The sequence below is a fragment of the Phocaeicola plebeius DSM 17135 genome (assembly GCF_000187895.1).
In the GTDB taxonomy this organism is placed as follows: Bacteria; Bacteroidota; Bacteroidia; order Bacteroidales; family Bacteroidaceae; genus Phocaeicola; species Phocaeicola plebeius.
In genome coordinates, this window is sequence record NZ_DS990132.1 from 142,157 (window position 1) to 148,376 (window position 6,220).

The 6,220-nt window shown below is 39.9% G+C and carries 3 protein-coding genes; all 3 read left to right on the plus strand.

Annotation, left to right across the window (positions count from 1 at the left end; genetic code table 11):
- The first annotated feature begins 944 nt into the window (after positions 1 to 944).
- From BACPLE_RS12820 to BACPLE_RS12830, 3 genes are read left to right on the plus strand one after another with little or no spacing between them, the layout of a single operon-like run.
- A complete protein-coding gene (locus tag BACPLE_RS12820) occupies positions 945 to 3,641 on the plus strand; it encodes a SusC/RagA family TonB-linked outer membrane protein (protein ID WP_005835700.1) in 2,697 nt (898 codons plus the stop codon).
- A gap of 12 nt (positions 3,642 to 3,653) precedes the next feature.
- The gene (locus BACPLE_RS12825; RefSeq protein ID WP_005641955.1) at positions 3,654 to 5,270 is read left to right on the plus strand and encodes a RagB/SusD family nutrient uptake outer membrane protein; all 1,617 of its coding nucleotides are present in this window, start codon (positions 3,654 to 3,656) and stop codon (positions 5,268 to 5,270) included.
- Between the two features lie 9 nt (positions 5,271 to 5,279).
- Positions 5,280 to 5,882 (plus strand): Crp/Fnr family transcriptional regulator, encoded by a 603-nt coding sequence (locus BACPLE_RS12830; protein ID WP_004295295.1) that lies wholly within the window; start codon positions 5,280 to 5,282, stop codon positions 5,880 to 5,882.
- Positions 5,883 to 6,220: the final 338 nt, after the last annotated feature.

Here is a 6,220-nt window from a genome sequence, read left to right on the forward strand (position 1 = left end):
TGGTAGAGGGTATTTTCCCTCTTTTCGGTACTTTATTGATGGTTCGATGTTCCCATCTTTCCACATTGCTTGGCTCGTTCGCACAAGCCACTACAAAGGTACTACAATTTCCAATAAAGGCAAGAGGACAGCAATTCAAATCTATTATTTTTGAGGGAGTGAAATCTGCCGCTTGCCAAATTTCTCTCTGTCGAAAATAATAGTCCTCTGAAAAGAATGAAAACAGCATTGATAAAATTGCCTTATTAAGGGGGGGCTATGCTGTTTTATGCTATTATTTCGTCAGTCGTTTATCTCCGTTGCCGGATGCAGTTTTCAGCCAAGCCGATGAATAAGAAAAGGTTTTGGAGCTGTTTACTCTCCAACGGAGGACGAAACTGCTCCAAATGGTTTACCGCTTGAACTTTTCGTTTTCTAAAAGAGGTTTGGCAACCTTTGCATCCGACAAAAGGAGATAAATGACCAGATATATAACAGTAGTATTACATTAAGGTAAAGAACAACCATGGTATAGTATTATTGCAATTTAACTATTTAAAGTTTGTTTATAATCAAATCATTTAAAGATTTTTGTCCTTCTATGATTTTTTGTATTTGATAAATGTCGTAATTAAATAAAAAATATCACGCATAATGACTTTTTCTTTTTTCTAAATTTCTTCAAATGACAAATTATTGTTACCTTTGTAATGTAATGTAGTTAATGGTTGCGCTTATAAAGTCCTTGGAAAGGATTTATGTATAAAAGAGGTAGATGTTTACTCTGTTCTTGCTTGGATTATCAGCATCACTGATATGAAATAACAAAAAAAATATACAATGGCTAAGCGGACGGACAGGCAGGGAAATAGTACAGATTCCCAATCCCCCTCTTTATAATACATTGCGTATAAGATTTATTAACTGTCTGGTCTGGGGAATCTACAGAGATTTAACGAATCAAGATGGGAAGAGTCAGTCTTTGTCTTGTCATAATGTTCTTCATCTGTAGTGCTCAAAAAATTGATGCACAAGTACAGAATATCAGAGAGAAACAAGATACCATTTCGGCGACTAAATCATTAGAGCATATCAGGCCCGAGAATATCAAGAAGGGACCATTGAATAATGCTTTGGATGTATTGAGTGGTCAGTCTGCCGGTGTGAACGTCACCACTAATGGGACTGACAGGCTCGCTATGCTGAATAGTATCCGTGTGCGTGGTACCACATCCATTATGGGTGGCAATGACCCGTTAGTAATTATTGACGGAGTGACATCTGACATCGCTACGCTATCTACCATATATCCCGCAGACATCGAGAGTTTCACTATTTTGAAGAATGCTACCGAAACGGCAATGTACGGTTCCCGTGGTGCTTCAGGTGTAATTGAGATTAAGACCAAGAAAGGAACGGGGCGAGGTTTCGAAATATCATATGATGGCAACTACGGATTCGAGTCAATGTATAAACATCTGCAAATGCTCAACGGCCCGGAGTATATAGCTACAGCAGAGGCACTTGGATTAGATTACAATAATGGTGGCTACAACACCAATTTTCACGATGTAATTACTCGTACGGGCTTGATACATCAGCATCACTTGGCTTTTAGCGGTGGTTCGGAAAACTCAAACTATCGAGCATCGTTCGGTTTTATGGATCATAATACAATTGTCAAAGTTAACGATTACCGAAATTTAGTGGTAAAACTTGATGCTACACAAAAGGCTTTCGATGGTCGCTTAGTTGGCGATTTTGGTGTATATGGCTACTCGTCAAAGATACACGACATTTTCGATACACGAATGCTGTTTTACTCGGCAGCTGCACAGAATCCTACATATCCAGCAGGAACTGATGTTAATGGCAACTGGGTGAAGAACTCGGCTGCATCACACATCAACCACCCCGGAGCACTCCTCTATGAGAAAAATGACTCCGAAGAACGGAATTTCAATACACATTTGGGGCTGAAATTTAATATCCTTGACAATTTGATATTGTCGGCTTTCGGCTCTTATTCATATTCATCTACGGGAAATGCTCAATTTTGTCCTACATGGGTGTGGGCGCAAGGCAATGTTTATCGTGGAGAGTTCAAGGGTGAAGACTACTTTACAAATGTGTCCCTCTCATATAACAATGCTTGGGGAGACTCACACCTTGATGCTGTTGTTGGCGCAGAATATCTTAAACAGGTAAGGACTGGTTTATGGGTGCAGGCAAAAGGAATAACAACAAATGATTTCTCCTATAATAACATCGGAGCAACATCATCGCGTCCTTTCGGTGGTACGAGCAGTAGCTATGAAGACCCGTCACTTGCTTCAATAATGGGTAGTGTCACATATAGTTACAAGGATAGATATTCTATTGCGGCAGCACTCCGTGGAGATGGCTCTTCAATGGTAAGCGATAACAATACTTTCGGATTCTTCCCATCAGTATCACTGGGTTGGGATGTAAAAAAAGAAGGCTTCCTCTCTGATACTGACTTTATAACAATGTTGAAACTAAGAACCGGATATGGTCGGTCAGGAAATCTTGGAGGTATAACATCCTATACAACACTTAATACCGTAAAGGAGAATGGTATCGTATCCATCAACGGTGCACCTACCGTAACAATGGGAAGTATACGCAACACGAATCCGGACCTTAAGTGGGAGACTCGTTCAACATTTAATATCGGTTTTGACTTAGGTATATGGGATAATCGGTTGATGCTTACCTCGGAATTATATTACTCAAAGACAACTGATATGCTCTATGAGTATGATGTTCCCGTTCCGACCTTTGCGTTCGATAAACTGATGGCAAATATCGGCTCGATGTCTAACCAGGGTGTCGAACTAGGAATCTCGGTAGTTCCCATTCAACGAAAGGATATGGAGATGAATATCAACTTCAATATGTCCTACCAGAAGAATAAGTTACTTTCGCTTAGTGGAGAGTATAATGGTATGCATATGACAGCTTCAGATATTACTCCGATTGGCTCGCTTTATGGTGCAGGTCAGAACGGTGGAGACAATAATGTAGTATATCAGATTGTAGGTCAGCCATTGGGGGTATTCTATCTACCTCACTGCAAAGGGCTTAAAGAAAATGAACTTGGTGGCTACAGTTACGATATTGAAGATTTGAATGATGATGGCGAGATTGATTTTAGCGATGGCGGAGACAGGTATATAGCAGGTCAGGCAACCCCCAAGGTAACTATTGGATCAAACATCAGTTTCCGTTACAAGTCCTTTGATATTGCCATGCAGATAAATGGTGCTTTCGGTCATAAGATATTCAATGGCACGGGCTTGGCTTATACCAATATGTCTATATTCCCTGACTACAATGTATTGAAGGGTGCTCCTGAAAAAAATATTATTGATCAGAATGTTTCAGACTATTGGTTGGAAAAAGGTGACTATGTAAATATTGAACATATTACCATAGGCTACAATATTCCAATGAAATCCAAGGCTGTGAAGTCATTGCGTCTTTCGGCAGGCATTAGCAACCTTGCAACAATCACAGGCTATAGCGGTCTTACTCCAATGATAAACAGTTATGTAGTAAGCAACACTTTGGGCATTGACGACAAACGCACCTATCCTTTATATCGTACCTATTCGTTAGGTCTTAGTATTCAATTCTAACCGCTTACAGTTATGAAAAGATATATAAACATATTGATGGTTGCTTTGGCAACGATGATGACCTCTTGTCTTACTGAAGACCCTAGAGATCAACTTTATGAAGAAGACATTTACAACAATGCCAACAACATATATATTAATGCAGTGGCTGTGCTCTACAATTACATTGGTGGCAGTGCAGACAGTGAGGGTTTACAGGGGACCTGTCGTGGGATTTATGACTATAACACACTTACTACAGACGAAGCCATGATACCTATTCGTGGTGGCGACTGGTACGATGGAGGTTTGTGGACGAATATGTATCAGCATAAGTGGAGTCCTAATGATTTACCACTCTACAATACTTGGAAATACCTCTACAAGGTTGTTGTGTTATCGAACAAATCTCTGCATATCATCGATAAGTATAGCCATAACCTATCTGAGGAGCAGAGAGTGGCCTACGAAGCTGAGGTGCGAGCTCTGAGAGCACTTTTCTACTACTACATTATGGATATGTATGGCAGAGTGCCCATCGTAACATCCTATGAACAACCGCAGGATGAAGTTGTGCAGAGCGAGCGTAGCGAGGTTTTCCGTTTTATCGTGAATGAGTTGCAGGAGGTTGCCGAGTTGTTGCCAAATGAGCGTAGTAATAAGATGGGTAACTACTATGGTCGTATAACAACACCTGTAGCTAATTTCCTTTTGGCTAAGTTGGCTCTTAATGCCGAGATATATTGTGATGATAATTGGACTGATGGCGTTCCACGGAACGGTAAAGAGATATTTTTCACCGTCGATGGTGAGAAACTCAACGCTTGGCAGACCTGTATCAAATATTGCAATAAACTTGCCGAGGTAGGTTATCGGTTGGAGGACGATTATAGCTATAATTTCTCTGTGCATAACGAGAACTCCAACGAAAACATATTCACCATTCCGTTGGATAAGAACCTCTATGCTGCGCAGTTCTGGTATCTCTTCCGATCACGACACTACAACCATGGCGGTGCGTTGGGTGGCTCATCGGAAAATGGTACCAGTGCCAATATCTCAACAGTCTTAGCCAACGGATACGGCACAGATGATGTAGATGCTCGCTTTGAAAAGAACTTCTATGCCGGCATCGTAGAGGTTGATGGAAAGCCTGTAATGATGGACAATGGACAGCAGTTGGAGTATTTCCCATTGGAGCTAAAGTTGAATCTTACGGGAAGCTCCTATGTCAAGACAGCTGGTGCTCGTATGGCAAAATATGAGGTTGATAGGACCTCACATTCCGACGGTAGACAACCGGATAACGACATCGTGCTATTCCGCTATGCCGATGCTCTCCTGATGAAGTCCGAGGCAAAGGTACGTAATGGTGAGGATGGCTCGTTGGAGTTGAACGAAGTCCGAGGTCGTGTTGGTATGCCATATCGAGAAGCTACGCTTGAGAACATATTGAAAGAGCGTTTGTTGGAGTTAGTATGGGAAGGCTGGCGACGACAAGATATGGTGCGTTTTGGAGTTTATCACAAATCATACGATCAGCGAGTCCAACTGGCTGATGAGAAAAATGGGTATACCACAGTTTTTCCTATTCCACAAAAAAGTATAGACTTGAACCCAAAATTGAAACAAAATGTTGGATATAAATAACTTTAGCCTATGAGTATTCAATTTGACATTGCAAAACAGATTATAGCTGAAACATGCCCTAATCGCAAACTTAAGTTGGAGAATATTCGCCTTTTTGCAGATATTATTCAGCCTAAGAAATATCAAAAAGGTGATATAATTCTAAATGAAGGTGATATCTGTAATTGCCTATTTTATATAGAAAAGGGATTTATTAGACAGCACTACCTAAAGCATGATAAGGATGTGATAGAACATTTAGCATGTGAAAAAGATGTTGTCTGGTGTATTGACAGCTATTTTAACCGAGAGCCAACACATCTTATGATGGATGCTGTAGAAAACAGTGTTTTATGGGAAATTCCGCGTGATATAATGGAAGAACTTTCTGATGCTAATGGTGATATAGCTTATCTATATCGGAGTTTTTTTGAAAATTCCTTAATGTTATCACAATTAAAGGCTGACATTTTACGTTTCGAATCAGCAAATGACAGATACGCTAGATTACAGCAACATTTTCCTGAAATAACTAGAAGAGCACCTTTGACAATGATTGCTTCATATCTTCAGATGACATTGGAAACATTAAGCAGAGTACGTGTATCAATAGCTAATGCTGAGAGCAAATAAAGCAAACTAACTATTAGGACTTAACTAACATCAAAAACAGGTCAGGATATAGCGTCCTGACCTGTTTCTTTAATAAACTTAAAAGCTATGGATTAATGAGATGTTAGTCATCGTCATCATCATCGAATTCATCCTCATCGTCGTCATCATCATATTCTATTGCTTCACTTTCTTCAATAATGTTACTAAAAGCTCCTGTTAAATCAAAATGATAGTTCTTTTTATTGTTAGAATATGGAAAATAAGAAGGAAGAGCCAACTTTGAACAAGGTAACGTTCGTAAACGGTGTGCAGATTAAAAACAAAAGTGGAAAGCACTGATGTGGGATAATTTTATC